The organism is Verrucomicrobiia bacterium (assembly GCA_023953615.1).
Taxonomy (GTDB): Bacteria; Verrucomicrobiota; Verrucomicrobiia; order Limisphaerales; family JADLHS01; genus JADLHS01.
Genome location: JAMLJH010000002.1, coordinates 771,238 through 797,530 on the forward strand (window position 1 = coordinate 771,238; position 26,293 = coordinate 797,530).

Sequence of the window (26,293 nt, forward strand, 5' to 3'; positions counted from 1 at the left end):
ATATGTCAAAATCAAAGTTAATTGCTTCAATTATTCTCATACTCGGTCTAGGCGGTTTGAGTCTCTACATGAACAAAGACCGTTTCAGACGGGAATCTATTCAAATTACCCACCGATTAAATCCAGCGCGTGCGCGCGATGGGCGCATTCCGATCACCTTTATACTCAACGGGTACTACAAGCTGAAGAACATTCGCGTGGTGAACGCGACGACCTACGAAACGAATAAATTTGTTCTGCCGGTTTGGCGATTGATTACTGAATCCAACTCTGTGCCGGTTTCGACATTTAATTATGGCAACAATATCCGCGGCATGCATCCGGATACCAAAGGCGCGCGCCCCGAAACATTAGAAGCCGGTGTAACTTATCGCCTCATGTTGGAAACCGACCAGAAGCAAAAGGCGGAATACGATTTTACCGTGTCGGCGACTCAGTGAGACGCCGGGTGAAGCGGTCAAGGCCGTACGTTGTAATCTCAGCGCTTCAGCCCGGCGTCAATGAACGAGATCAACCGTCGGCCGGTCGGTTGATTGAAATGGGTCTCGATTAAAAGTTGAATTCGATCTCGCCCCAGAATACCTGCTTGTCGAAGTTGTAGGGGCCACCCCGACCATCGTACTTCGCGTATTTGGCCAGCACCGTCCAATTCTTTCCGAATTTGCGAGACGCCACGATGTCGTATTCCTGGCCGTAATCCGCTCCGCCCCGGTCCGAGTCGAACTTGTGATAGACGAAGCTGATTGGAATTTGTCCCGGCAGGTTGACGCCCGCTGAGGCGTAGAAGTCCCGCAGTCCGTTGGCTGGGGTGGCTGAAAAGACATCCGCCCAGCCATTAAAAGCGTGCAAGGTGGCGAGTGGGGTGCGGAAGCTTTGGCCATTGTCAGCACCGAGCACTTCATAACCCACACTCACGTTAAAGCGATCATAGGTGGCCTTGAGTTCGCCCAGGTAATAGGTCGTTTCGTAATTAGCCGGATTGTCGGCATAATCCGTCTGCCAGGCAAATTCACCCCGATATCCCAAGGTCCCTTTGGCCGTCTCGTCAAACGTCCACGTTCCTGTCAAAAAGCCTCCGTAGGTGGCGCTCGAGCTGCTCGCGTTGCCACCGCGTTCGTTTTTCAAATCCAGCAGATAGGAGTAACCCACTATTTTCGCCAGTGGTGAAATGGTATAAGCCGCATTGAGAAGATGTGAAGCGGAGCGGAAATCGCTCGTTGTTGCCGCCAGTGAAGAGTCGTCGCCATAGATGCGATGCACCTTCCAGAGGTAGTTGTAGGAAAGGTCCAGATTTTTCAGCGGACTCAATTTGAATCCGGCGGTGTCAAAAGTCTGCGCGTTTTGTCGCCAACCCACGTTGCCGACAAAACGAGCGTTATCCAGAATGAGCATCTGGCGCCCGCCTTTGATCGTGGCCGAGAAATTCGTGTCGTTGTAGGAGTAGCCCAGCCAGACCTGGTTGATTTCCGTGCCGGTAGGGTCGGCGATGATGTCCCGCGCCACGGGCGATCCCGGACCGGCAGCGTAGGTATCCTTGTTGGCGGCGGTCACGTTTTCAGCTTCGATCATGGCCTGGAATCCATACAGCGGCGCGGTGGTATAGCCGAATCGCGTGCGAATGGTCTCGGCGTGTGCCGGTGGCGTGCCTCCTTCTTGATCCACGTTTTCGTAACGCGTCCGCACGTTGAGTGAGAATTTGCCCTTGGCGATCGCGTCGGGGATTTTGCCCTCCAAAAAATTGGCCGCGGCACAAGTATGTTCCTCCGGCGGCGTGGAATTTTCCTCCGCCTGAAGCATCAGACTGGTTGCCGATAGTAAAAGCCCACTCAAGAGCAGGGCGCGATGGATGTGATTTTTATTGTTCATGGATTTGGATGTTTAAGATTGGTGTAAGAATCCTCGATTTCAAACGGTGCGCAAACTGTTTCAGGCGTTTAGCTTAGGCTGTTTAGTGGCAAGTATGATTTTGCCAATTCATTAAATTACTGATTACACATCAGTTGCAATCTAAGTCAAGCTAATCACAAAAATTTATTTTGGTCGGGCTGATTCGGAGGACTGAGACTGACATCCCTTCAGATTCCGTTGGGAAATTCGTCGGGTTGGAAGTCCGGATTGATCTGCCGGTCGTGGCGGTGATCTGACGCAGCTTCCGACTTATTCCGCCGATGAAATTCTACCTCGTATTGAAATGGATTTCTGGAACGGCGGCGAGCAAGGCTTGCGTGTAACTGTGTTGCGGTGATTGAACCACCTGTCGGGCATCGCCCGATTCGATGATCTTGCCGCGATACATCACCAGGATGCGGTGGCTGATATGTTCCACCACGGCGAGGTCGTGCGAGATGAACAAATAAGCCAGCCCGTGTTGTTCTTGAAGGTCTTGGAGCAAATTAACGATCTGCGCCTGCACCGAGACGTCGAGTGCGCTGACGGGTTCATCGCAGACAATTAACCGAGGTTCGACGGCGAGGGCACGGGCGATACCGATGCGTTGGCGTTGGCCGCCGCTGAATTCATGCGGGTAATGTCGGGCATGTGTTGCCTCCAAACCGACCGCCTTGAGCAGTCCCGTGATCCGATGCGCCCGAGCGGCGGGACTATCGGCCAGCCCATGCAGATCCAACGCTTCGCCAATGATGTCGGCAACGGTCAAACGCGGATTCAGCGAGCTGTAGGGGTCTTGAAAAATCATTTGCAACTGGCGCCGTTGCGCGCGCAGTTCAGCGCGACTCAAACGCGCGAGGTCACGTCCATCGAAAATGATGTGGCCGGAGGTTGGCGGCTGTAGTTGGACGATGGATCGTCCCAGCGTGGTTTTGCCGCAACCGCTTTCACCCACCAATCCGAGCGTCTCGCCGGGCGCAATACTGAAGCTTACGTCGTCAACGGCCGCGATGAAGTGCTGAGTTCGTTCCCACGTCTGCCGTTTGACCGGAAAGTGAACTTTGAGATTTTGAACTTCGAGCAACGCCATGCGCTTTAATGAGCGAACGCCGATCACCTTAAATCCTGCGACCAGAGAAGTCCATGTTTGCGCCAAATTTTTGACGCTTTGGCAAACTTCGACTCGATTTCGCCTGTTCCAATCGCTTCCTGCTTTCTTCAGCGCGCGCGGTTTTTTAATCTAGGACGATGAAAATAATCCGTCATACGGATCCAAATTTCGCGCGGAAGATTTCCCGGATCGCCGCCTCCACCAGTTTGTTCGATTCCGAAATCGAGCGGCGGACCAGTGCCATTATCGAGGCGGTGGCGACGCGCGGTGACGCCGCCGTGTTGGAATTCACCGCGAAGTTTGACGGCGCCAAATTGACGGCGCGCCAGCTTGCGGCGACCACGTCGGAATTGCTCGCGGCCTCGCTCAAAGCGGATCCCGCGCTGCGGACCGCCATCGCCGAAGCGCAACAGAATATCGCCCGCTTCGCCCGAAAATCGCGGCGTAAAAACTGGCAGGCCAAAAATTCACACGGAGCGATCGTGGGCGAAAAATTCGATCCCTTCGAGCGGGTGGGTGTTTACATTCCCGGCGGCACGGCACCGTTGGCTTCCACGGCTTTGATGACCATCACGTTGGCCCGCGAAGCCGGTTGCAAGGAGATCGTGGTTTGTTCGCCTTGCGGTCGCAACGGCACCATCAATCCCACCATTCTATTCGCGGCGCGCACGGCGGGGGCGACCGAGATTTACCGGGTTGGCGGCGCGCAAGCCATTGCCGCGCTGGCCTGCGGAACACCCACCATTCGTCGGGTGCAGAAAATCTTCGGTCCAGGCAATGCCTACGTCAGCATGGCCAAACGCTTGTTGTTCGGGCGGGTCGCGGTGGATTTGCTGGCGGGGCCGAGCGAATTGCTGGTGCTGGCGGATGACACGGCGAACGCGCGTTTTGTGGCGGCGGATCTGCTGGCGCAGGCGGAGCACGGTTCGGGACACGAACGCATCTGGCTGGTCACCCCTTCCGCCAGGTTATTGGCCGCCGTGGCCAAGGAGATGACGCGGCAATTATCCGGCCTATCCCGGCGCAAACTGGTGCAACGCGTATTGAATCGGAACACCTGGTTCATCCAGGTGAAGCATCTGGGCGAGGGCGTGGCGCTCGCCAATCGGTTGGCGCCGGAACATTGCGAAGTCATCACCCAAAAGGCGCGGGCAGTGAGCGCGGGCATCACGACCGCCGGCGCGCTGTTCCTCGGAAATTATTCTCCGACCGTGTTGGGGGATTATGTTGCGGGTCCGAGTCATGTGTTGCCCACCGACGGCGCGGGGGTTTCGTTTGCGGGGTTGACGGTGGATCAATTTCAACGGCGCACCAGCGTGGTCGAGTACTCACGCGCTGGTTTGCGTCGCGCCTTGCCGACGGTGCGGAAGTTTGCCGAACTCGAAGGCTTGGACGCGCACGGTCAATCAGCGGTAGTGCGCTTCTGAGTTGGCCATGATACCTCCGGTTTTTTACCTTGTGAACCCATGAGTATTTTAGCTGAACTCGATTGGCGCGGCTTGGTCGCCGATTGCACGGATCGAGCCCAATTGACGGAGAAGCTGAATCGCCCCGTCACCCTGTACTGTGGTTTTGATCCGACCGCCGACTCGTTGCACGTTGGACATTTGGTGCCGCTGTTGGCGTTGCGCCGGTTTCAGCAATTGGGGCATCACCCCATCGCCGTGGCGGGCGGCGCGACTGGAAGCATTGGTGATCCCAGCGGCAAATCCGCTGAACGCTCGCTGTTAAGCCCGGAGCGGATCAAGGCCAACGTGGAAGCGGTGCGTCCGCAACTGGCCCGCTTCCTGGATTTTGAGGCGCGCGCGAATCCGGCGAAACTGGTGGACAACGCCGACTGGATGCGCGGAGTCAGTTACTTGGATTTCCTCCGTGACGTGGGTAAACACTTTTCCGTCAATCAAATGGTGGCCAAGGAATCCGTGCGCGCGCGCATGGCCGATCGGGACACGGGGATCAGCTACACCGAATTCAGTTACATGCTGCTCCAGGCGTTTGATTTCTACGTGCTGGCGCGGGATCACGGTTGCGAATTGCAGATCGGCGGCAGTGACCAATGGGGCAACATCACCGCAGGCATTGATCTGATGCGCAAGAAGTTGGGGCGACAGGGCTACGGTTTGACCTTGCCGCTCATCACGAAATCAGACGGGACCAAGTTCGGTAAATCCGAGGGTGGCTCGATCTGGCTCGATGCCCAAAAGACCAGCGTTTACAAATTCTATCAGTTCTGGATCAACACCGCCGATGCGGACGTATTGTCATATCTGAAATTCTTCACCTTTCTGCCCGAAGCGGAAATTGCCGCGCTGACGGAACAACAGCACGCCAATCCCGGCGCGCGCGCCGCGCAAAAAGCCCTCGCCCAAGCCGTCACGGAGATGATCCACGGCGCGACGGCAACCCAGGAGGCGGTTCACGCCAGTCAGATTTTGTTCGGCGGCGATCTGGCCGGAGTACCCGAGCGCTTGTTTCAAGACATCGTGGGCGAAGTGCCAACGCGGGAAATCGAGCGGACGAAGTTTGCCGGTGACGGTTTGGCGTTGGTGGAATTATTGGTGCTGGCGGGACTGAGCGCTTCCAAGGGTCAGGCCCGCAAAGATGTCGAGGGCGGCGGCGTTAATCTCAACAACGTGCGCGAAGCGAATATCAATCGCTCCGTCACCACGCGGGATTTGCTCTTTGACCGGCACGTGCTGTTGCGCAAGGGCCGTAAAAATTACGTGGTGGTAACGGCGAAGTAATTCGTTCGTGCGATCCAATAAAAATGCCCCGGCGCGAACCGGGGCAAATTCATTTTCTGCGGAGGAGCCGCGACTGGCGCGTCATTTGGGAATCAGTTCGCTGACGAGGGCGCGCTCTTCTTTCAATTCGTTTTCCGTCTGCGCGATTTTGGCGCGGCTGAACTCGTTGAGCGGCAGGTCGGGGACCAGATTCCAATCTTTGCCCGTGCTGCGAATCGGGTAGCTGAACATCAGACCCTTCTCGATGCCGTAGCTGCCGTCGCTGCAAACCGCGACGCTGTGCCAGTCCGTTCCCGGAGTGGCGTTGACCAGGGAACGCACGGTATCAATGGCGGCGTTCGCGGCGCTGGCGGCGCTGGAAAGCCCGCGCGCTTTGATGACCGCCGCGCCCCGCTGTTGCACGGTGGCAATGAAATCCTTCTCCAACCATTCCTTGTGTCCGATGATGTCCGGCACTGGTCGCGTGCCGATGCGCGCGTTGAAGAAATCCGGAAACATGGTCGAGCTGTGGTTGCCCCAGATGGCCAGATTGGTCACCGCCGTCGTGTCCACGCTCGCTTTCTTGGCCAACTGCGCCTTGGCGCGGTTTTCATCCAGCCGGGTCATGGCGAAGAACCGGTTCGCGGGAATGCCCCGCGCGTTGTTCATGAGAATCAGCGCGTTGGTGTTGCACGGATTGCCCACGACCAGTGCGCGCACGTCGGCTGCGGCGTTCTTTTCCAACGCCCGCCCCTGGCCCACAAAGATTTTGCCGTTGGCGCCGAGCAGGTCCTTTCGTTCCATGCCCGCCTTGCGCGGCGCCGCGCCGACGAGGAGCGCCCAATTGACATCTTTGAAACCCACGTTCAAATCGCCGGTGGCCACGATGCCTTTTAACAACGGGAAGGCGCAGTCCTCGATCTCCATCACCGTGCCGTTCAACTTTGCCAGAATTTCGGGAATATCCACCTCGATGAGGTGTAGGATGATTGGTTGGTTAGGCCCGAAGAGATCGCCGGAAGCGATTCGGAACAACAATGAATAGGCGATTTGACCGGCCGCGCCAGTCACCGCAACACGAATGGGGATTTGGTTCATAAATGCAAAGACAACTTAAAGTTTTACCGTCCGCCGTCAGTATAAGGAGAGCTATCAAGTCCACGCAAGCGCGCAGACCTGCTTTCCCTGTGGACAAGCTTAAAATCGCCGGCTACGGTTCAAGCTAATGAAAGCCATTGAACTGCGAAATTCCCGAAACCAGCAACCAATCGCCCGGGTTGCGCAACTCACTTAAAGGTCTGTTCTTTCGTGGCCATGATCTCCCGGCAGCATCCATTTCAAACCCGGCTTCCGACGTGGCTGGATTTAATCGTGCTGGCCCTGATGGCCTTGTCCGCGCCATGGATCGCCGCCTACGTCCATTCGGCAGTGGTGTTTTACCACGGTTTCAGACCCTCCAATGCGGAAGTCGGAGGTGTTTTCTTTCGTTCCGACGCGTCCCTCACATTGAGTATTTGGGACATCTTGATTCAGGTCGGAGCTTACGGCTTTCCCGCCTTGCTTACTTTTTTGGTTCTTTTGGCAATCAGACGCCGAGCCGCTTATTGTTGGATTGTGTGGCTCGGTTTTATCGCTGCATGGACGTATGCGTTTTTCAAGATGGAGATTCCGTACCATTGAGCTGCGTCTGCCCGGCGCTGAGCGAGGATACCGACAGCGCGTGAAGAAAGTACAAGCGCATCACTGGTGATGACTCTGCCGCTTCTGACTGACTGGGGTGTTCATGACCTCTCAGTCGTATCCATTTCAGACCCGTTCCCCCCAAGGGAAATACAACTGCGAAATACACGAAATACGCGAACGGGAAGACAGAGGAATGATTGGCAGAGGAATGGGGGATGGGGGGCGAATTACGAGGGATGATTTACGAAGGACGAGATATGGGGTGGTGGGGCGCATTACCGGCTGATCCACTGCCAGTACGTCGCCTCCGTCCGCGAGGTTTTGAAGTGCGGCAGTCTTCTGCCGCTTTCCCGTTGCGGGCCGATGATTCCACAGCGGCAGAAGACTGCCGCAGTCCAAGACGCTATCGCGCCGGTGCTCGTCCCGGACCCAGGGCGGTCGTCCGTTTGCCCCAAACGCTTGGCTTGTGGTTGGAGGCCCGCTGCGTCGGCGGCTATAGGAATACTTAAAATGCTCTAGTTTTGGGAAGCCACCGCTTGACAAGTAGTTTGGGCAACCTCAATTTGCGGACACAATGATCACGCGACAAACAGGCCAATGCAACTGTCGCTCACTTAACTGTTAGTCAACATTCACGCAGATGGCTGTATCACTCTATTGTCCCCACTGTAACAAGCACACCGCGCTGAGCGCCGCTCCGGCGGAGTTTAAAAACAGTTACGGAACGACCTTTCGCGCAGACGCAATTTGGAAGCCGGATCTTCGCAAAGAGTGGTGGATTGGCGTCTGCAACAGCTGCCACCAGCCATCTCTCGTCCTCAATAACGGCGAGATTATCTTTCCGCACCCTCTGCCAAGTCCGACTGACCCGAATGTTCCCAAGGAGCTTGCCCGTGATTTGGACGAGGCAAAGATGTGTTTTGCGGTTCAATGCTACCGGGCGTGTGCAGTCATGGCTCGACGTTGCATTCAGTCAGCCTGTGTTGCCAAGGGTGCTACCGCTAGTCAACTGGTGGATCAGATCACAGAGTTGGCCAAGCTCGGGGTGATCACGAAGGATATTCAGGAGTGGGCTACAGTTGTCCGCTGGGTTGGCAACGACGCAGCACATCCGAATAAGGATGAAGTCAAGAAGGAGGACGCAGAGGATTGTTTGCGGCTGGCCGAGCAGTTCCTTTACGTCATCTTCGTTACGCCTGCAATTGCAAAAGCCATACGTGCAGCGAGAGGTAAGCCATGACGGCTAGCCATGCGTTGCATCTAACCCGGCCCTTGCGTCGCGGTTGCAATCATTGCGTCCCGTGCGCCGGGTTGCTGGGGCTATTAGGCGACAGCGAACCTCATGAGTGGCGATCCACAACGTTTCATTTGGCGTAGAGTCAGCGCCGTATTTTTGGGATTGCTTGGCGTGTATTTCCTTTACTGCGCAGTTGGTCCGCTCATCGTCGGATTTCGTTCGCGTCACATTGAGTTCATGAACAACATCGCGGTCTTCATCGTGATGGCGATGTTCTTGTTCGCAGTTGGTGTGGCATTGCTGTCTAGCGCTTGGCGGCTTTGGCAACGGCCGCCTTGACAACGTAAGCCGGAAGGATGCAGTTGGCCCGTTCCACCCAAACTCCAATCGAATCGTTCCGGCTAAGCTGGCAATAAGCGTCATTGGGCGGCGGTGAAAGGGCGGTGGGGCGCAGTCAAAATCATGGGTGAACAAATCTTCGTCCACTTGTCGCTTGCCTCCACCGCTGGTGTTCCGACAATGAGGGCCATGAATCGGATTGATGCGCGATTTGCCGACCTTCGGCGTCAGGAGAAAAAAGCTTTTGTGGTCTATATCGGAGCGGGCGACCCCAATCTGGAAGCCACGCGGAAGTTTGCGGTGGCGTTTGATCGGGCCGGAGTGGACGTTTTGGAGCTGGGGGTGCCGTTCAGCGATCCGTTGGCCGATGGCCTGGTGAATCAATTGGCGGCGCAACGCGGATTGGCGGCAGGCACGACTCCGGACAAATTGCTGGAAACCGTCGCCGCCATTCGTCGGGACGCGCAAATTCCCATCGTGCTCTACATTTATTTCAATCTGATCCACAAGGTTGGATTGGAATTCTTCATCAAAGCGGCGGCAGCGGCGGGCGTGGACGGTTTGTTGGTGCTGGATTTGCCGCCGGAAGAAAGCGGCGCCTACGAAGCGCTCATGGCCAAACATGGATTGCGCCAGATTTATCTCATTGCGCCGACCACGCCGGAGGCGCGGGTGGCGGCGATTGTCCAACGCGCGGCCGGTTTTATTTATTACATTTCGCGCGCGGGAGTGACCGGTATGCAGCAGCAGATTGCGAGTGATCTGGCGGAGCAGGTCGCCAAAATTCGTCAGCACACGGAATTGCCCATTGTGGTGGGGTTTGGGATTTCAAATCCCGAGCAGGCTCAAACGGTGGCGCGGGCCGCTGATGGCTGCGTGGTCGGCAGTGCCATTGTGAATCAGATCGCGCAGTTGGGATCATCGCCGGACGGGGCGACGCGCATCACCGATTTTGTGCGCGCGATGGTGGAGGCGGTGAAGCGTTGAATGGCGGCGCGGTTTGGGGTCAGGGATATTACGGAGTCAATTTTTGTTGAGCGTGAAGCCGAGAAACTCCGTGACAGCGTCCAGTGGATCTTTTATAGAATGCTCAACGTAACGGCGAACCGGAGCATTTTTTATGAAGCAACGAATTTTTCTTTCAATCGGAGTCAGCCTGTCATTGCTGCTGAACGCGCGCGCGGATTTGAGCTACACTTTCGATGAGGACGCCCAAGGCTTTCAAAATTTCAGTTGGTCCGCCACCGGGCCGGCGGGCTGGTCGGGCGGTGCGGCCTTGCAAGCCACCCCGTCGTCGGGAGGCTGGACGTTGGGTGGAAGTTTTAATTATCTCAAGGAGTTTAGCTGGCCCGACCAAGTCGAGATGCAGAGTCTGGCGGCGAGTGGTCAGGGACGGCTCAGCTTTGATTTGATTTTGGATGGCAGCAGTTTCACTCCGGGGGTTGCGAATTGGTATAACGTCAACATCGCGGGCAACAGCGCCGGAGCGAATGGCTGGACACAATTCGAGAAACTTTCGGGCGATGCCTGGCATAACGCCGACGATAACGCGCTGTATAGCACTCATGTGGATGTTTCCTTTGCGGAGTTGGGGTGGGCGGATCCAGAAGACGCCACCGGCTGGTTTCAACTTTATTTCGGGGCCAATTCGGCCGATGATTTTCCCATCCAATTTTACATTGATAACGTGACGGCTTACGCGGTACCGGAACCGTCCGCGTTGGCCTTGGGGTTTGCGGGAGTGATGGCGCTGGCCGGATGGCGACGTCGCCAAGCTTGACGGGCGGCAGCGCTCGATTTTCACCCCGGCCCGCGCCGGGGTTTTTTGTTGCGCTGCTTAGAAAGGGTTTTGCGTTTCAGGCCGGGTCGGTGTTCAATCCACGACGATGAAAAAGTCAGCCGATAAACAGGATCGTTTCGTCATCATTATGGCGGGGGGGCGGGGTGAGCGGTTCTGGCCCGTGAGCCGCGAACATTCGCCAAAGCAACTGCTCAAGCTGCTGGGAGACCGGTCCTTTCTCCAGGAAGCGGTGGAACGCGTGCTGCCCTTGGTGCCGCTGCGAAACATCTTCGTCATTACGAATGCCGCGCAGGTTGCGGCGGTGCGCAAACAACTCCCGAAGCTGCCCAAGGACAACATTGTTGGCGAGCCGTTGGGACGAGACACCTGTGCGGCGGTTACATTGGGGGCGGCCTTGGTTGGCGCCCGAACCACCACGGGGATTCTGGCGGTCCTGCCCGCGGATCATGTGGTGCCCGAGACAAAAAAGTTTCAGCAGGTGTTGAATGACGCCTTCACCGTCGCGGCGCAAGGGCAGGTCATGGTGACGATTGGCATCAAGCCCACCGAACCCGCCACCGGGTATGGTTACATCCGGATTGGGAATCCGTTGCCGACTCCGAGCGGCAGCAAAAAAACCAAGACTACGTTCTACAAGGCGGAACAGTTTGTGGAGAAACCCAATTTTGATCGCGCGTTGGAATACGCAAACAGCGGACAGTACCGCTGGAACGCGGGAATGTTTGTCTGGAGTTTCATCACGATCACGAATGGTTTGGAGCAGCATCAACCGGAAATGTTCGCCGCCTGTCAACGTTGGTTCAAAGTGGCGGCCCAACCGGCCAAGCTGGCGAAAGCGCTGGCGCGCGATTATCCCGAGATCAAAAAAATCTCGATTGATTTCGCACTGATGGAACACGCGCAAAATGTCATCTGTGCGGATGGCGCGTTCGCGTGGGATGATCTCGGCGCGTGGCCGGCCCTGGCTCGTCATCTCAAAGCCGATGCGGAAGGAAACACCGCCGTGGCCGATTTCATCCATGTGGATGCGGCGCGAAATATCATTTACGACGCGCGCACCAAGGAGCGGCGCACGCCGATTGCGGTCGTGGGCTTACGCGACGCGATTCTCGTGCAGACGGATGATGCGGTGTTGCTGGCGCACAAAGCGCAGGCTCAGAAGATCAAGGAATTGGTCAAGAAAATCGGCGCCGATAAGCGGTTGAAACGGCTGGTGTGATTCGCGGTGCCCGCGTAAAAAACTTTCGTTCTGTGAGCTTGCCTTGAGGAGTTTCACTGGCATTTTCTCAAATCATGCGGTTGCTGAAATTGTTCGGTGAATGGTTCGTGGCGCTAAAATTAGTTGCTTTCTTTCTGGTCGTCGCGGCGCCGGCGACCGAAACGTCCGTTCCCCAAACCTCGCCCACCATCAGCCCGGCGGAATTAGCAATCAAAGGATTTGCCTTGCCGACCGGCTTTCGATGCGAACTGGTGGCCGCCGAGCCGTTGCTGGCGAATCCGGTCGCGTTCAGCATTGATGAACAAGGCCGCTTTTTTGTGGCGGAAACCTTCCGGTTTGGTGCCGGCGTGCCGGACATTCGCGGGCGAATGGACTGGCTGGACACCGAACTGGCTTCACGATCCGTGGCGGAGCGAATCGCTTACACCAGGCGCATTGAACCGGACAACACCGCCTGGTGGACAATTAACGAGGATCGTGTGGTGTTGCTTTGGGATAGCGACGGGGATGGCCGGTTGGATCAATCCAAGAATTTTGCGACCGGGTTCAATCGTTTGGAAGATGGATTGGGTTCCGGAGTGCTGGCTCATCACGGAAACGTGTACTACACCGACATCCCGCACCTTTGGCGATTGCGCGATCTGGACCACGACGGCGTCGCGGATCAACGCGAAAGCCTGAGCTACGGTTACGGCGTGCGTTATGGATTTCTGGGGCATGATTTGCATGGCCTGCAGTTGGGGCCGGACGGGCGACTTTATTTTTCGATTGGTGATCGCGGCGCGGCGGTCACGTTGCCCAACGGCAAGCAAGTTGAGAACACCGAATCGGGGGCGGTATTTCGTTGTGATCTGAATGGTGGAAATTTGGAAATCTTTTACACGGGGCTACGGAATCCACAGGAACTCACCTTCGACGATTACGGCAATCTCTGGACGGTGGATAACAATTCCGATGCGAGCGATCCGGCGCGCGTCGTTTATCTGGCGGAGGGCGGCGACAGCGGCTGGCGGGTAGGCTGGCAGTTCATCAAAATTCCCATGGCGCGTAGTTCCTGGATCAGCGAGCGGCTTTGTTTTGAGAATTTTCCGGGGCGCGCGGCCTACGCCTTGCCGCCGGTTTCCGACAAGGTTGGCAATGGCCCCAGCGGTTTGACGTTCGATCCCGGAATCGGATTGCCCGAACGCTGGCGGCAGCACTTCTTTGTTTGCAATTTCAGCGGCAGCCCCACACCCATCAGCGGCATTCTTGCGTTCACAGTGCAATCCCAGGGCGCGGGATTCCGACTTGGTGAGGTGGAACGCTTTTGGTGGAATTTTCTGCCGACCGATGTGGATTTTGGTTATGACGGAGTGCTTTATGCGTGTGACTGGATCACCGGCTGGGAGGGGACGGGCAAAGGGCGCATTTATCGGGTCTTTGAACCGGAAGCGCGGCAGGAAGCTCTGGCCCGCCGGACGCAGCAATTGTTCGCGGAAGGATTTGAACAGCGCAGCAATGGTGAATTGCAAAAGCTGCTGGCGCATCCGGATCGGCGCGTGCGACGAGAAGCGCAGTTTGCCTTGGTAGCCCATCGCGCGACGGCAGAACTGGCTGACGTCGCCGCGCACCATGAATTGTTACTGGCACGGCTGCACGCCATCTGGGGTTTGGGGCAGTTGGCGCGAAACGGACAAGCGGTGGAATGGAAACCTCTGCTCGAGGACGCGGTGGCCGAGGTTCGCGCCCAAGCGCTCAAAATGGTTGGCGATGCGAAGTTAAACCATTATCGCCCGGAGGTGGTGCAACTTTTGGCAGATCCCGAAATCCGGGTGCGCTATTTTGCGGCGCATACCTTGTCAAAGATCGGTTTGGCAAAAGATTTCACAGTGGTCCAAACGGTGTTGCAACGGAGCGAGACTGATCCGTGGCTGCGGCATGCCGTCAGTCTGGCGTTGGAACACTGTGGCTCCGATTCGGAGCTGGCGGCGTTGGAACAAAATCCTTCACTCCAGGTGCGGCTGGCGGCGGTTGTGGCGCTGCGCCATAAAGCCTCGCCTTTGGTGCAGGCGTTTCTAACGGATGCTGATCCATTGGTGGTAGCGGAAGCCGCCCGGGCAATCAACGATTTACCCATTGTCGAGGCTCTGCCCGCATTGGCCGCCCTGAGCGATGCGCGGCCCGCTCTCGCCCAACTACCGTCGGGACCGGAGGCAGCACCCACGCCGCGTGATGCGATTCTGCGTCGCGTCATCAACGCCAATTTCCGTTTAGGCTCAATCGCATCGGCGCAGCGCCTGGCGCGACTTGCCGCCGCGCCAGACTTTCCCACGACGCTCCGCCCGGAAGCATTGACCTTGCTGGCGAATTGGGAAAAGCCCGATGGCAAGGATTACATCACTGGATTGTGGCGGCCATTGACTTCGCGACCGGCTTTGGCGTCTGAAGGAATTTCCGACCGGCTTTTAGCGGTGTTGCCCGCGGCGCCGGATGCGGCCTTCAAAATCAAATTATTCGCGTTAGCGGGAGCGAACCGCTGGCGCAATTTCGAACCGGCGGCCTGGCAGCAATGGCGCTCAGAGGCGGATGAAACGGAATTGCGGCTGGCGGCGTTGCAGTTTTTAGGCGATATCGCCGCACCCAATTATCCCGCGGAACTGAAAGTTGCGCTGGCTTCGGACGTGGAGGCCATACGTCTTGCGGCCCTGAAGGCTTACGCGCAACTGGATCGCCACGAGCGTTCTTTGGAAGGATTCAAACAAAGACTCGAAGCCGGCAGCCGGGCGGAGCAACAGACCGCCTATGCCATCTTGGGCGATTGGCACGGCGAAGAAGTGGACCAACTGTTGACCGCGCAGTTGGAGCGGTTGGCTCAGGGCAAGATTGAGGCGGCGGTGGCCTTGGATCTGGTGGAGGCAGCGGCCAAACATCCCGCCACCAACGTGCAGACCGCGTTGGCGCGTTTCCAACACACGCGCGAGCAGCGCCCGGTGGTGGAGCAGTTTGAGGATTGTCTCGCGGGTGGAGACGCGCCAGCCGGTCGCAGACTGTTTCGTCATAAAATCGAGGCGTCTTGCATTCGCTGCCACACCGTCAACGGCGAAGGTGGCGTGGCCGGACCGGACTTATCGGGAATTGGTTCGCGCGCGGATCGCCGCTATTTGCTCGAATCCATCATTCTGCCCAATGCAAAAATTACCGACGGGTTTGAAAACGTCCAAGGCGTGCTGAAAAGCGGAGTTACTTACGCCGGAGTATTGAAGCGGGAAACGGATGACAGCATCGAAATTTTGTCGCCGGAGGACGGACTTGAAACCATCAAGAAGTCCGCGATTGAAACTCGCCAGAACGGCATGTCCGGCATGCCGGATAATTTGCGCGAGGTGTTGACGAAGCGCGAAATCCGCGATTTGGTGGAATACCTGGCCGGACTGAAGTAACCGGGCAAAAGCAAAACGCGGCGGAAGGTGAGTCCGCCGCGTGAGTTAAAACTGCCGCGTTTCGTTTAGAACAACTTCGTCAGCGTAAGCGTGAACAACCGGCCCTCGGGGCGTTCCACGGCGCCAAACTCATAAGCGTAGCGCAAGGAGACGAACAGCTTGGCGTCAGGCCAGAAGGCGTTGATTTCCGGGCCGACACCAAACTTGCGATCGCGTTTATTGGTCGCGGTCGCTCCGGAGTCCTTGGTGGTTTGTTGTTGATAGTAACCGATCAACCCCAGGTCCAGCCCCTGATTTACGCTTTTGCTGAAACCGGCTTCCAAGGTGTAAACCTGTCCGGGCTTGATATGCGTATTTTGCTGGCGATGGGCGAACTCATACCGATTCAGCAACGAAAGCGCCCAGGTTTTATCCTGATCCAGATACCAGGTGCCGCCGAAGGTCAGCATGTGTGACCAGAACCCTTTGGCGATGACATCGGGCTTGTTTAATTCGAAGTCGCCGCTCGGCGCCCAAATGGCATAGCCCGCGGCCAGATCAAATTGCTGGAAATGCCAGGACAACAGCAGCGGCTCAATTTGCAGGTCGCCCAGACCAAAGTCGCTGTCGGAGGCGCCGCCGACTTTCCAGTTCAACTGGCCGAAGGGCACGATGACATCCATGCCGTAGTTCGCGCCCAGGATTTCCAGATCGGTCATCCAGATCAGACGCGGCGCATTGACGTAAGCCGCAATGTGCATGTCCACCGGCACGTCCTTAAACTTGTCCGCAGTGTAAAACATGCTGTAGTCGCGGAAATACACACCGGGTGGTGGTAACGATGCAGCTTTGATCCCTTCCGCCCCGGCGGGGTAGTGTCCCGCGACAATGGGTTGGGCCAACGCTGTGGAAATCCCGCTGAACAGGGCCATGCCGCCGAGCGCGAGACAACTGGGGATTAGTTTGGATTTTATCATGATTTTAATGTGAGGTTAAACGTCCTGGAGTTTGCCACCGAAATAACTCTCATACGCGGTCAGATCCAGCAGGCCGTGTCCGGAAAGATTGAACAACAGGACCTTCTTTTGGCCGGCCTCGCGACAGCGTTGCGCTTCCTGCACCACGGCCGCGATGGCGTGCGAAGATTCGGGTGCGGGAACGATGCCCTCGTTGCGGGCGAACAGAACGGCCGCCTCGAACGCTTTGGTCTGGTGATACGCCTCCGCTTCGATCAGCCCCAGATGCAGGGCGTGGCTGACCATGGGGGACATGCCGTGATAACGCAGACCGCCCGCGTGAATGGGCGGCGGCATGAATTTATGTCCCAGCGTGTACATCTTCAGCAGGGGGGTGGTTTCCGCCGTGTCACCGAAATCATAACGCAACTCGCCTTTGGTCAGAGTCGGACAGGCGGATGGCTCGACGCCGACGATCCGATACTTTTTACCTTCCTTGATTTTTTTATGCAGGAACGGGAAAACGAGACCGGCAAAATTGCTGCCGCCGCCACAACACCCGAAGATCGCGTCCGGCTCCTCACCGGCCATTTCCATTTGCTTGATGCTTTCCTGACCGATGACCGATTGGTGCAGGCAGACGTGATTCAGCACGCTGCCCAGGGAGTATTTGGTGTGCGGATGCTTGACCGTATCCTCGATGGCTTCGCTGATGGCGATGCCGAGACTGCCCGGACAATTCGGGTCTTCAGCCAGCAACTTGCGCCCGTATTCGGTTTGGTTGCTCGGGCTGGGATGCACCGTTGCGCCCCAGGTCTGCATCAACATGCGGCGGTACGGCTTCGTGTCATGGCTGATCTTGACCATGTACACATTACATTCGAGACCGAAGAAACTGCAGGCCAACGCGAGGGATGAACCCCATTGGCCCGCCCCCGTCTCGGTCGCCAATCGTTTGGTGCCGGCTTCCTTGTTGAAAAACGCCTGCGGGACGGAGGTGTTGACCTTGTGACTGCCCGCCGGACTGGCGCCTTCGTATTTGTAATAAATATGCGCGGGAGTTTGCAGCGCGCGCTCCAATCGGACGGCGCGCAACAGCGGTGTTGGCCGCCAGAGCGCATAGATTTCCCGGACGGGTTTCGGGATTTCCACCCAGCGTTCACCAGAGATTTCCTGCTCGATCAGATTCCGCGGGAAGATGGCTTCCAGCGCGTCGGGCGGCATTGGCTCCTTCGTGCCGGGATGCAGCGGTGGCGGCAACGGCTCGGGAAAATCCGCGTTGAGGTTATACCATGCGGACGGAATGTCCGCTTGCGTCAGGGCGAAGTTTGTCGTTTGGCTCATAAGTGTTCTATGTAAAGTTTGCCTGAATGATCAGCTCACGCATCTCACTGGATGGGCCAAGAATAATTAGAAGCCGCCGCGCAATGCAACTCTTTACCGCAGTTCCGCGGATAAATTTGTCTTGAGCGCGGTCAAGACTTTTTCGTGTGCGGTATTGACTTCCGCTTCGGTCAGGGTTTTGTCGTTGCTGCGATACGTCAGCGCGTAGGCGACGCTTTTCCGCCCTTCGGGAACGTTCTTGCCACGGAACACGTCAAACAATTCGACCGTTTCCAAGTGGGCCGCTTTCGCGCGCTTGACGGTTTGTAAAACCTCATCGTGCGTCACAGCTTCCGGGACGAACATGGCCACGTCGCGGCGACTGGCTGGATATTGCGGCAACGCTTTGAATGATTTGGCGGGATTTCGTCGCGCAAGCAATTGATCCAAATTCAATTCCGCCAGCAATACCGCATTTCGCAAATCATATTGTCTGGCCAGAACCGGAGACAACACGCCCAATTCGCCCAACGGCAATTTCCCTCCGAGCGTGAGGGTGGCCGACTCAAGGAATAGATTCGTGGCGGTCTCGCGCCGAGTGAAAACGACGCCGCGCAGGCCGAGCTGTTCGAGCAGTTCTTCCACCAAACCTTTCAGATCGGTGGCGTCCAGCGTCGCGTCGCGTTCGGCGCCGCTCCAAAAGTTGGCCGCGCGCCGGCCCGTTAGCGCCAGGGCAATCCGGCGCTCTTCGCGCGCGGCGTGGTCGCGCTTAAAAAACACCCGTCCGATTTCGAACAACTTCACCTCGTGATTCTGACGGGCCACGTTGTGTCGCAACGAGTGCAGCAATCCGGGCAACAAACTCGGGCGCAACACATCCATGTCGGAACTGAGCGGGTTGGCCAGCGCGACGATCGCGTCTGCCGGTACGTCGCGCACTTCCGCCCGCGCAATCAACGTTTGCCCCTGCGCTTCGTCGAGGCCGAGGCCGGTGAGCAGTCGCCGCGCCTCGCTGATCTGGTCGTGGATGGAATCAAACGTGTTCGTGCCAATGGCGCCGCGTGGTGGGGTGGCGGGTGTTTTTTCCAGGCCATGCAGACGCTCAATTTCTTCAATCAAATCCGTTTCGCGTTTAACATCCACGCGCCAGCTTGGTACCGTGAAAGCGGCCGCGTGGTCGGTCTGATTGCTCACGGCAAATCCCAGCTTGCTCAGAAATTCGATTTGTTGCGCGGCGGGAATCGTGATGCCCAACAGCGCATTCGTGCGAGCGAATCGCAAAGTGACCGGCGCTTTGGCCGGCGTTTGCGCTCGAACCTCAACCACACCCTCGGCTAATTGGCCTCCTGCCGTTTCCAAGATCAGTTGCGCCGCGCGCTGACTGGCCCAATCGCAGATGTTTTCGTCCGCGCCGCGTTCGAAGCGGTAGCTGGACTCGGTGCGTAACCCCAGTTGTTTGCCGGTGTGCCGGATTTGTGTCGGCGTGAAGTACGCGCTTTCCAGCAGGACATCCACCGTCTGATCGTTGATCTCGGTGTTCGCGCCGCCCATGATGCCCGCGAGCGCGATCCCTTTCTGCTCGTCGGCGATGAGCAGCATGGCCTCGGTCAGCGTGTGTTCCTGATCGTCGAGCGTTTGGAACTTTTCATTCGCGTTCGCCCGACGCACGACAATGGTTGGCTGGCCGTCGCTATTTTTGGCCACCAAATGGTAATCGAAAGCGTGCAGCGGTTGGCCGGTTTCCAGCATGACGTAATTCGTCACGTCCACCACGTTGCTGATGCTGCGCAGGCCGATGCGTTCCAACGCATTTTTCAGCCAGTCCGGGCTGGGGCCGATTTTCACGCCTTTAATGACCCGCGCCGTGTAACGCGGACAAGCATCCGGGCTTTCGACCCGCACGCGTACCAGGGACGCGACCGTCGGTGCCGTCGCGCCTGGTACCGCATCGGGAAGCTGTACCGTTGGTAGTTTTAATTGGGTTCCGACAACGGCGGCGATTTCCCGCGCGATGCCGATGACGCTATTGAGATCAGGCCGATTGGGCGTGACTTCCAAATCGAACACCACATCGCCGCCACTGCGTCCGAGATATTCATCAAACGATTGGCCAACCACGGCATCCGCGCGCAAGATCAACAAGCCTTCGGCGTCGTCGGTCAAACCGAGTTCCTGTGGCGAACACATCATGCCTTGGGATTCCACGCCGCGAATTTTGCCGACTTTGATGTGGTGCGGTGTCTTTTCGCCGGGTTTCAAGGGCAGGGCGGCTCCGGGCAGAATGAGCGGAACTTTATCGCCGGCCTTGAAATTTTGCGCGCCGCAAACGATCTGGCGCTCCCCCGTGCCGTCATTGACGCGACAGAGGGAGAGTTTATCCGCGTTGGGATGTTTCTCTCGCGTGATGACTTGAGCGACCACCACGCCGTCGAAAGAGCCGGAGAGTTTTTGAACTCCTTCCACCTCTAATCCAAGCATCGTAAGCTGTTCGACGGCTGCTTCGACGGTCCAGTTGAAATCAACGTATTGCTTGAGCCAATTAAGCGTAACTTTCATCGTGCGCGAAAAATGTCCCGAAACAAACACTCTGTCGTTTCGAGACCGGGCAGAGTAGCAGTCACCAACGGTCAGAGCCAATCAATTCAATCTGAACCGCCCGTCAACCGATCTGGACGGGCTGTAGGCAAGGTAAATTGTCCGTCGTGCCGGTAGTGCGCGATCGGAGTCCGCACGTCCGCGTTCTTCGGGAATCAGTCGGGACGAAGCTGATGCGGTTATTTGAACGCCGTGGTGACCGGCCGACCCCAGAAAGATTCAGGCAGCGGAACTTTCATCAACCAGAGGGCGGTGGCAGCCGAGTCGTAGGTGGATACCGCAGCGGTGATGGTGAAATCTTTTTTGACCCCTTTGCCCCAAACCACCCACGGAATCGTCACATCTTCCGGTGCGGTGCTGCCGTGCGAGCCGACCGTTTTGCCCTCCTTATTTTGGGCATCGTGACTGCCGTGGTCCGCAGTTAAGATAAATACACTCTGATCCAAAACGCCCGCGGCCTTCACCGCGTCACGAATCATTCCCAGCGCCGCATCGCAGTCTTTCAAAGCCTTGATCTTCTCCGGTGAGTAAGCGCCGGTCGCGTGACCAACGGAGTCTGGATCCCGGAAATGAATGAAGCACACATTAGGCATGACCTGATCAAAATTGGCGACGAACGCCTGGGCGACGGCGTAAGCATCATCGGTTGGTTGCGGCCAGACGAATTTATCCACCGAGCCGGGCAGGTCCAAATGTTTGAATTTTTCCTTGCCGACAAACATGGCGGTTTTCAGTCCTCGCGCCTTGGCTAGGCTGAAAATCGTTGGTACCGTGACCAGTCCGTTTTTGGGGTCATAACCATTCCAAGTAACCTGATGTTTTTGAATGCCCACGCCGGTCAGCATCGAAGTATGCGAGGGCAGGGTGATGCTTGGCACGATGGTGTAAGCTTCCCAAGTGTGAGCGCCCTCAGTGACCATTTGATGGATCGTCGGCAGATCGGTTCGCTTTAGCAGGGCGGGATTGCCTTGGTCAAAGCTGACGATAAAAACATGTTTAACAGCGGGCGGTTTTGCGGCGAAAGCGGATTCAACTCCGGCGGTGAAAACAAAAACGACCAACAAACGGATCAGATAATTTCCTAAGAACATTGCGGTTATTGACGGTTGATTGCGGCGATTATTCACTTTGGAACTCTTCAATCTTCGTAAACTTTACAAATGAGTGCCTCCACTCCGTGAAGACTTCCTACTTGAAATACCTTACGTTCGCGTCGCGAGTCAAAGTCAATCGCCACTGAATCCACCCGTGGATTCGCCTCATTTTCTCTTCGTTAGTTTCGTTGGTGGCCGACGAGTATTCATGATGAATCGCAAATTACGCCGTTTCCGATTGGTTTTCTGAGCGAGCTTTTGTTTAACTGGCGTCATGCGAGTTCGGCAGGCGCGATTGCAGCGACACACGAAAGAAACCCGAATTAAAGTTCAGCTCAAGTTGGACGGTTCGGGCAAGGCTTCCATCCAGACAGGAATCCCATTCTTTGATCACATGCTGACGCTCTTTGCGAAACATGCAGTGGTTGATCTTAAACTGCGCTGTCAGGGCGACTTGGAAGTAGATGCGCATCACACCGTCGAAGATTGCGGCATCGCTTTGGGACAGGCGATTTTACAGGCTTTGGGGGATAAAAAAGGGATTCGTCGCTATGGAGCGGATTTTCATCCCAAGAACCCTTTCACTGGAGAAGCTTATGTGCCGATGGATGAATGTCTGGCCCGTTGCGTCATTGATTTTAGTGGCCGACCGCATTTGGTTTGGCGTGGATTGGAGGGACGCGCCTACAAACGGCTTACTCGGACGGAACGTCAACAAGACATGTCCAGCGCGTTTCGTTTCGGTTTGGCCAGGGAATTTTTTCAAGGTTTCACCAATGAAGCGCGGTGTAATCTGCATTTGGAATTGCTTTACGGCGAAGAACCGCATCACATCGTCGAAGCGCTTTTCAAAGCGTTTGCCAAGGCGGTAGATGCTGCCTGCCAGCGAGATCCGCGCATTGACGGCCAAATTCCCAGTACGAAAGGCCAGCTTTGAAGTTACTGAATAAACCCACAATCAATCCGTCGAATTGATGGCTGATTTAGATCATTTCGCTACTTCAGACGAGGCTTTGGTTCGTTCCGCGCGGAACGGCGACATGGTCGCATTTGAAGAGTTGGTGGCGCGGCATCGGGATAAGATTTATGCGCGAGCCTACACAATGATGCGGAATGAGGATGAGGCGATTGATCTTTCTCAAGAGGCGTGGGTGAAGGGTTGGCAGCGGTTGGTTCAGTTTCAGGGCGAATCCAGCTTCACCACTTGGATGACGCGAATTGTCATCAATCTGTGCCTGGACCAGCTCCGAAAACGGAAACGTCAACGAACGGAATCCATCGAGGCGATGGATGAAGAATCCGGAGGAGTGGAGCGGCAGATGCCGATCGTCACGGTCAATCCGACGGCAGGATTGGAGCGCGAGGATTTGCGGATCCGGATAGATGAGGCGCTGGGCAAGCTGACGGAAGCGCACCGGACGGTGCTCGTTTTACACGAATTCGAGCAGATGGAGTACAAAAACATCGCCAAGGCGATGAATTGCTCGATTGGAACGGTAATGTCGCGTTTGTTTTACGCGCGTCGAAAAATGGCAGCATTATTGCAGGACTTAAAGCAGGTTGATTAGAAGTGATGAAAAAAGAGTTACAGTTGAAGTTGCAGGCTTACTTGGATGGCGAATTGCCAGTGAGTGAAAGCCAGGGCCTTCGCGATCTGCTGGCGAAAGACCGGCAAGCGCGCGAACTTCTCACTGAACTTTCGCAAACCCGGGATTTGATTGTCGCGCACGAATCAGCGATCAAACTACCCGAGACGCGGGAATTTTACTGGGCCAAGATTGAGCGGGCAATCGCGCCTGAGCCGAAGCTGCAGAGACGTCGCGCCGCCGGTTCATCCATTCTGGCTTGGTGGCGACGATTATTGGTGTCCGCCGGGGCCGCAGCCGCCGTGGCCATCGCGGTCTTGTTAAGTTGGTCGCACGCCACAGGAGATACGGATGCCATTACGATTTCAGATGGATCGGCTTCGTTCACGTATCACAATTACGCCACCGCCACGACACTGGTGTGGTTTGACTACGGCTCCGGAAACGACTTTCCCAACGACGGTGGAAACACTACCTTGACTCCCTAGATGAACTTGGCATCCGTTTTCAGCAAGGTTTGGCTCTGGGTGAGTTTAATCTCCGGAATCGCATTTGGTTTTGGAAATACCGTGGCTGCGGCGGCAGATGCGAAATTCGAGGTGCAACTGGTTTGGGCCACCAACGACGAAAAACCGCCCAACGATGAATATCATCCCGCCGACGCGGCAACGCGAACGCGCCTGGAGAGCCTGGGGTTGAAATGGAAGAATTTCTTCGTTGTAAAGAAAAGCGAGTTCGAGACGAAGGGCGGTGAATCTGGTCGCATCACGGTCAGTGAAAAATCCTCAATTTCGGTAAAATTGCTTACGGCCAAAAAAGCGGAGATCACTTTCTACGGCCAGCAAGGCGAGGAGTGCAGCCGCCGGGTTCAACCCTTCAAAGCGGGCGAGGTTTTGGTTCACGGAGGTAATGTGCCGGAAAACGCCACCGCCTGGTTGATTACCTTGAAGCGGCTCAATTAAATCGTTGGTTTGCCCATCAGCAAAAAATCCATTTGTGAATTCGGGCAGACCTCGTAAGCTCCATGCCAGATTTTATGAGCCAGGTACCGTCCGATCTTAAATACGCCAAATCACACGAATGGATCCGCGTCGCCGGAGCGATAGCCACCGTAGGTATTAGCGACCACGCACAGCATGAGTTGACGGATGTGGTGTTTGTTGAGTTCCCGGCCGTGGGGCGGAAAGTCAAAGCTGGCGAGGCGTGCGCGGTCGTGGAATCAGTCAAAACGGCGAGCGATATTTATTCGCCGGTGAGTGGCGAGATTCTCGAAGTGAATCAGGCGGCGGTAGAGGATCCGGCTCTGGTCAATCGCGAACCCTACGCCGGCGGTTGGTTCTACCGGATCAAACTGGAAGCGCCGGAGGAGCTTAACGACTTGCTGTCTGCGGATCAGTATCAGGCGCAAATCAACGGTTGATCCTTACGACGACGGATTTGCTCATCGCCTTTTTCGGATTACGTTTTATCCCAGAATGAAGGTTCGCTTGTTTGTTAAACCGTATTGTCCTTGGTGTCGAAAGGCGCGGGAATGGTTGGATACCCATCAAATTCAGTACACTACTTTGGACGTAATCACCGATGCCGCGGCGGCCGCCGAAATGAAATCGCTCTCCGGACAAACCCTCGCGCCGGTCATTGACGTGGATGGGAAAATTTTGGCGGATTTCGGACCGGAAGAACTGGCCCAATTCTGGGAACAATTGAAACCCGCAAAATAAACCGCTACTCTATCGCATGGTTTTAACACCGGCCACCGCACCGCTTCCTCCAACGACTTTGTCATCATCAGGTAAAGCCGAACCGTTGGCATCGGCCAAGCCGGCGCGACCGCGGCTTCCTCCCTGGCTGCATACCAAGCTGCCGACCGCCGACACGTTTGCCCGCACGCGTTCATTGCTGGGCGAACTGAAATTGCACACGGTTTGTGAGAGCGCGAAGTGTCCGAACCATTGGGAGTGTTGGAGCCGCGGTACCGCCACGTTCATGATCGCGGGTGATCGTTGCACTCGCGCCTGTAAATTTTGCGCGGTGCATACGGCCAAACCGCTGCCCTTGGAGGCGGATGAGCCACAGCGGGTGGCGGAAGCGACGCGACGGATGAATCTGCGGCACGTCGTGATTACCGCCGTATCGCGGGACGATCTTCCCGATGGAGGCGCGGAACATTTCCGCAAAACCATTGAGGCGGTGCGACGGTTGAATCCCCAGGCGGTCATTGAAGTGTTGACCCCGGATTTTCAGGATCATGATGAGGCGATAGATTGTGTGCTCAGCGCCGACCCGCATATCTTCAATCATAACCTGGAAACCGTTCGCCGATTAACTCCCACCGTGCGGCATCGCGCGACCTATGACCGCTCCCTCAGCGTGCTGCGCAAGGTCAAAGCTCGGCGTGGGAGTACGATTTACACGAAATCCGGGATGATGCTCGGCTTGGGCGAAGAGGAGGCCGAAGTGTTGGCGGCCATGGAGGATTTGCGCGCCGTGGGCTGCGACATTCTAACGCTGGGTCAGTACCTGCAGGCCACCTTGGAACTTTTGGCGGTGAAGGAATTCGTTACGCCGGAAAAATTCCGCCAGCTCGGAGAGCGCGGCCGGCAAATGGGTTTCATTCACGTAGCCAGTGGCCCCTTGGTGCGCAGCTCGTATCACGCCGATGAGTTTGTTTTGCCCTCACGGGTGAGGCAATAAACCGCTTCGCTGTTTTAACAGCAGCCAAATCGCGCCGGCAAGGAAGAGCAGGGCGATGAGCGCAATTCCGGTAAGCACGATGCCTTTGAAAAGGCGTGCCTGACTTAGCAACTGATTTCGTTGCGTCTTCTCCGCTTCCACAAAGAGCGCGAATTCCTTATCGAGGGAAGCGATGGCCTCTTCATCTTTCAATTTTAGAGTCAGCCAGCCAGCCGCAGTGCGGTCCCATTGTGCGGGCATCCTTTCCAGCGCTTCGATGGGAGGGGATTGGAATCCTTGCTGAGCCCAAAACGGCGACTGTTCCTGAGTCCAGAGACGAAACAATCCATGATTGGTTGCCAGATTCTGGATGCGATTCCAAAGGGCCTGCCGTGCCGCGTCTGCCAAGCTGAAGTCTTCAAAAGCCTCGCTATGGATGCGGGCGTGGCGGGAATGGATTTCCAACGCCGCACCGCCGATGACCAGGCCCGCCGGATCAACGATGACTTGAAAATCCGTGAGGTGACGATCCAGACCCGCATCGGGCAGGCGCATCAGCACCCACAGTTCGCGTAAACGGGGCAGATCATCCACGGTGGCTCGACGCACTTGAAACGCGGACGGACTCATCGCGCCGCATGGTAAAAATCCAGGCCAGGATTGCCAGT

General features: G+C 56.5%; 23 protein-coding genes and 1 pseudogene. 16 read left to right on the top strand and 8 right to left on the bottom strand.

Going from position 1 to position 26,293, the window contains the following annotated elements:
* Window positions 1–2: 2 nt before the first annotated feature.
* Window positions 3–440 carry a hypothetical protein gene (locus M9920_13645; GenBank protein ID MCO5053332.1) on the top strand — a complete coding sequence of 146 codons (438 nt, stop codon included), beginning with the start codon at window positions 3–5 and terminating at the stop codon, window positions 438–440.
* A gap of 109 nt (window positions 441–549) precedes the next feature.
* Here the strand turns inward: M9920_13645 and M9920_13650 are convergent, their stop codons facing one another.
* Entirely contained in the window at window positions 550–1,866 is a 1,317-nt protein-coding gene (locus M9920_13650; protein ID MCO5053333.1) for an alginate export family protein, read from the bottom strand.
* A gap of 334 nt (window positions 1,867–2,200) precedes the next feature.
* Window positions 2,201–2,977: pseudogene (locus M9920_13655) on the bottom strand (ATP-binding cassette domain-containing protein).
* A 158-nt stretch (window positions 2,978–3,135) separates the two neighbouring features.
* Here M9920_13655 and hisD point away from each other — a divergent pair.
* Together hisD and tyrS are read left to right on the top strand one after the other, a co-directional pair.
* Window positions 3,136–4,425, top strand: a complete 1,290-nt coding sequence (gene hisD, locus M9920_13660) for a histidinol dehydrogenase (protein MCO5053334.1) — start codon at window positions 3,136–3,138, stop codon at window positions 4,423–4,425.
* A gap of 39 nt (window positions 4,426–4,464) precedes the next feature.
* Window positions 4,465–5,742, top strand: coding sequence for a tyrosine--tRNA ligase (gene tyrS / locus M9920_13665; protein ID MCO5053335.1), 1,278 nt, complete (start codon window positions 4,465–4,467; stop codon window positions 5,740–5,742).
* A gap of 81 nt (window positions 5,743–5,823) precedes the next feature.
* Here the strand turns inward: tyrS and M9920_13670 are convergent, their stop codons facing one another.
* Window positions 5,824–6,819, bottom strand: coding sequence for a malate dehydrogenase (locus M9920_13670; GenBank protein ID MCO5053336.1), 996 nt, complete (start codon window positions 6,817–6,819; stop codon window positions 5,824–5,826).
* A gap of 273 nt (window positions 6,820–7,092) precedes the next feature.
* On the opposite strand from M9920_13670, the gene M9920_13675 reads away from it, so the two are divergent.
* From M9920_13675 to M9920_13700, 6 genes are all read left to right on the top strand, one after another.
* Window positions 7,093–7,401, top strand: coding sequence for a hypothetical protein (locus M9920_13675; GenBank protein MCO5053337.1), 309 nt, complete (start codon window positions 7,093–7,095; stop codon window positions 7,399–7,401).
* A gap of 643 nt (window positions 7,402–8,044) precedes the next feature.
* Window positions 8,045–8,644, top strand: a complete 600-nt coding sequence (locus M9920_13680) for a DUF4145 domain-containing protein (protein MCO5053338.1) — start codon at window positions 8,045–8,047, stop codon at window positions 8,642–8,644.
* Between the two features lie 525 nt (window positions 8,645–9,169).
* The gene (gene trpA, locus M9920_13685; protein MCO5053339.1) at window positions 9,170–9,967 is read left to right on the top strand and encodes a tryptophan synthase subunit alpha; all 798 of its coding nucleotides are present in this window, start codon (window positions 9,170–9,172) and stop codon (window positions 9,965–9,967) included.
* A 133-nt stretch (window positions 9,968–10,100) separates the two neighbouring features.
* On the top strand, window positions 10,101–10,760 hold the full coding sequence (locus M9920_13690; protein ID MCO5053340.1) for a PEP-CTERM sorting domain-containing protein: 660 nt from the start codon (window positions 10,101–10,103) through the stop codon (window positions 10,758–10,760).
* 106 nt (window positions 10,761–10,866) lie between these two features.
* Window positions 10,867–12,000: a sugar phosphate nucleotidyltransferase gene (locus M9920_13695; GenBank protein ID MCO5053341.1), complete on the top strand. Its 1,134-nt coding sequence runs from the start codon at window positions 10,867–10,869 to the stop codon at window positions 11,998–12,000.
* A 74-nt stretch (window positions 12,001–12,074) separates the two neighbouring features.
* Window positions 12,075–15,419: a HEAT repeat domain-containing protein gene (locus M9920_13700; protein ID MCO5053342.1), complete on the top strand. Its 3,345-nt coding sequence runs from the start codon at window positions 12,075–12,077 to the stop codon at window positions 15,417–15,419.
* A gap of 65 nt (window positions 15,420–15,484) precedes the next feature.
* Here M9920_13700 and M9920_13705 read toward each other — a convergent pair whose 3' ends face one another.
* The 4 genes from M9920_13705 to M9920_13720 form a co-directional block, all read right to left on the bottom strand.
* Window positions 15,485–16,375, bottom strand: coding sequence for a transporter (locus M9920_13705; protein MCO5053343.1), 891 nt, complete (start codon window positions 16,373–16,375; stop codon window positions 15,485–15,487).
* Between the two features lie 15 nt (window positions 16,376–16,390).
* Complete coding sequence (locus M9920_13710) at window positions 16,391–17,698, bottom strand: TrpB-like pyridoxal phosphate-dependent enzyme (protein MCO5053344.1); 1,308 nt, start codon at window positions 17,696–17,698, stop codon at window positions 16,391–16,393.
* Between the two features lie 93 nt (window positions 17,699–17,791).
* Window positions 17,792–20,233, bottom strand: coding sequence for a phenylalanine--tRNA ligase subunit beta (gene pheT, locus M9920_13715; GenBank protein MCO5053345.1), 2,442 nt, complete (start codon window positions 20,231–20,233; stop codon window positions 17,792–17,794).
* Between the two features lie 218 nt (window positions 20,234–20,451).
* Complete coding sequence (locus tag M9920_13720) at window positions 20,452–21,363, bottom strand: ectonucleotide pyrophosphatase/phosphodiesterase (GenBank protein ID MCO5053346.1); 912 nt, start codon at window positions 21,361–21,363, stop codon at window positions 20,452–20,454.
* 277 nt (window positions 21,364–21,640) lie between these two features.
* Between M9920_13720 and hisB the strand changes: the two genes are divergently transcribed.
* The 7 genes from hisB (at window position 21,641) to lipA (ending at window position 25,646) form a co-directional block, all read left to right on the top strand.
* Window positions 21,641–22,303 (top strand): imidazoleglycerol-phosphate dehydratase HisB, encoded by a 663-nt coding sequence (hisB, locus tag M9920_13725; protein ID MCO5053347.1) that lies wholly within the window; start codon window positions 21,641–21,643, stop codon window positions 22,301–22,303.
* Between the two features lie 37 nt (window positions 22,304–22,340).
* The gene (locus M9920_13730; protein ID MCO5053348.1) at window positions 22,341–22,934 is read left to right on the top strand and encodes a sigma-70 family RNA polymerase sigma factor; all 594 of its coding nucleotides are present in this window, start codon (window positions 22,341–22,343) and stop codon (window positions 22,932–22,934) included.
* 5 nt (window positions 22,935–22,939) lie between these two features.
* Window positions 22,940–23,440, top strand: a complete 501-nt coding sequence (locus tag M9920_13735; protein ID MCO5053349.1) for a hypothetical protein — start codon at window positions 22,940–22,942, stop codon at window positions 23,438–23,440.
* Window positions 23,441–23,479: 39 nt separating this feature from the next.
* Complete coding sequence (locus M9920_13740; GenBank protein ID MCO5053350.1) at window positions 23,480–23,914, top strand: hypothetical protein; 435 nt, start codon at window positions 23,480–23,482, stop codon at window positions 23,912–23,914.
* Between the two features lie 74 nt (window positions 23,915–23,988).
* Window positions 23,989–24,372: a glycine cleavage system protein GcvH gene (gene gcvH / locus M9920_13745; protein ID MCO5053351.1), complete on the top strand. Its 384-nt coding sequence runs from the start codon at window positions 23,989–23,991 to the stop codon at window positions 24,370–24,372.
* A 55-nt stretch (window positions 24,373–24,427) separates the two neighbouring features.
* Complete coding sequence (locus M9920_13750; protein MCO5053352.1) at window positions 24,428–24,673, top strand: glutaredoxin family protein; 246 nt, start codon at window positions 24,428–24,430, stop codon at window positions 24,671–24,673.
* A gap of 16 nt (window positions 24,674–24,689) precedes the next feature.
* Window positions 24,690–25,646, top strand: a complete 957-nt coding sequence (lipA, locus tag M9920_13755) for a lipoyl synthase (protein ID MCO5053353.1) — start codon at window positions 24,690–24,692, stop codon at window positions 25,644–25,646.
* On the opposite strand, the gene M9920_13760 is transcribed toward lipA, so the two are convergent.
* A complete protein-coding gene (locus M9920_13760) occupies window positions 25,629–26,255 on the bottom strand; it encodes a hypothetical protein (protein MCO5053354.1) in 627 nt (208 codons plus the stop codon). The genes lipA and M9920_13760 overlap by 18 nt on opposite strands.
* Window positions 26,256–26,293: the final 38 nt, after the last annotated feature.

What these genes read in the sequence shown, in the direction of transcription:
- M9920_13645 (MCO5053332.1), top strand. Translation starts at nt 3, where the DNA reads ATGTCAAAATCAAAGTTAATTGCTTCAATTATTCTCATACTCGGTCTA.
- M9920_13650 (MCO5053333.1), bottom strand. Translation starts at nt 1,866, where the DNA reads ATGAACAATAAAAATCACATCCATCGCGCCCTGCTCTTGAGTGGGCTT.
- hisD (MCO5053334.1), top strand. Translation starts at nt 3,136, where the DNA reads ATGAAAATAATCCGTCATACGGATCCAAATTTCGCGCGGAAGATTTCC.
- tyrS (MCO5053335.1), top strand. Translation starts at nt 4,465, where the DNA reads ATGAGTATTTTAGCTGAACTCGATTGGCGCGGCTTGGTCGCCGATTGC.
- M9920_13670 (MCO5053336.1), bottom strand. Translation starts at nt 6,819, where the DNA reads ATGAACCAAATCCCCATTCGTGTTGCGGTGACTGGCGCGGCCGGTCAA.
- M9920_13680 (MCO5053338.1), top strand. Translation starts at nt 8,045, where the DNA reads ATGGCTGTATCACTCTATTGTCCCCACTGTAACAAGCACACCGCGCTG.
- trpA (MCO5053339.1), top strand. Translation starts at nt 9,170, where the DNA reads ATGAATCGGATTGATGCGCGATTTGCCGACCTTCGGCGTCAGGAGAAA.
- M9920_13690 (MCO5053340.1), top strand. Translation starts at nt 10,101, where the DNA reads ATGAAGCAACGAATTTTTCTTTCAATCGGAGTCAGCCTGTCATTGCTG.
- M9920_13695 (MCO5053341.1), top strand. Translation starts at nt 10,867, where the DNA reads ATGAAAAAGTCAGCCGATAAACAGGATCGTTTCGTCATCATTATGGCG.
- M9920_13700 (MCO5053342.1), top strand. Translation starts at nt 12,075, where the DNA reads ATGCGGTTGCTGAAATTGTTCGGTGAATGGTTCGTGGCGCTAAAATTA.
- M9920_13705 (MCO5053343.1), bottom strand. Translation starts at nt 16,375, where the DNA reads ATGATAAAATCCAAACTAATCCCCAGTTGTCTCGCGCTCGGCGGCATG.
- M9920_13710 (MCO5053344.1), bottom strand. Translation starts at nt 17,698, where the DNA reads ATGAGCCAAACGACAAACTTCGCCCTGACGCAAGCGGACATTCCGTCC.
- pheT (MCO5053345.1), bottom strand. Translation starts at nt 20,233, where the DNA reads ATGAAAGTTACGCTTAATTGGCTCAAGCAATACGTTGATTTCAACTGG.
- M9920_13720 (MCO5053346.1), bottom strand. Translation starts at nt 21,363, where the DNA reads ATGTTCTTAGGAAATTATCTGATCCGTTTGTTGGTCGTTTTTGTTTTC.
- hisB (MCO5053347.1), top strand. Translation starts at nt 21,641, where the DNA reads ATGCGAGTTCGGCAGGCGCGATTGCAGCGACACACGAAAGAAACCCGA.
- M9920_13730 (MCO5053348.1), top strand. Translation starts at nt 22,341, where the DNA reads ATGGCTGATTTAGATCATTTCGCTACTTCAGACGAGGCTTTGGTTCGT.
- M9920_13735 (MCO5053349.1), top strand. Translation starts at nt 22,940, where the DNA reads ATGAAAAAAGAGTTACAGTTGAAGTTGCAGGCTTACTTGGATGGCGAA.
- gcvH (MCO5053351.1), top strand. Translation starts at nt 23,989, where the DNA reads ATGAGCCAGGTACCGTCCGATCTTAAATACGCCAAATCACACGAATGG.
- M9920_13750 (MCO5053352.1), top strand. Translation starts at nt 24,428, where the DNA reads ATGAAGGTTCGCTTGTTTGTTAAACCGTATTGTCCTTGGTGTCGAAAG.
- lipA (MCO5053353.1), top strand. Translation starts at nt 24,690, where the DNA reads ATGGTTTTAACACCGGCCACCGCACCGCTTCCTCCAACGACTTTGTCA.
- M9920_13760 (MCO5053354.1), bottom strand. Translation starts at nt 26,255, where the DNA reads ATGAGTCCGTCCGCGTTTCAAGTGCGTCGAGCCACCGTGGATGATCTG.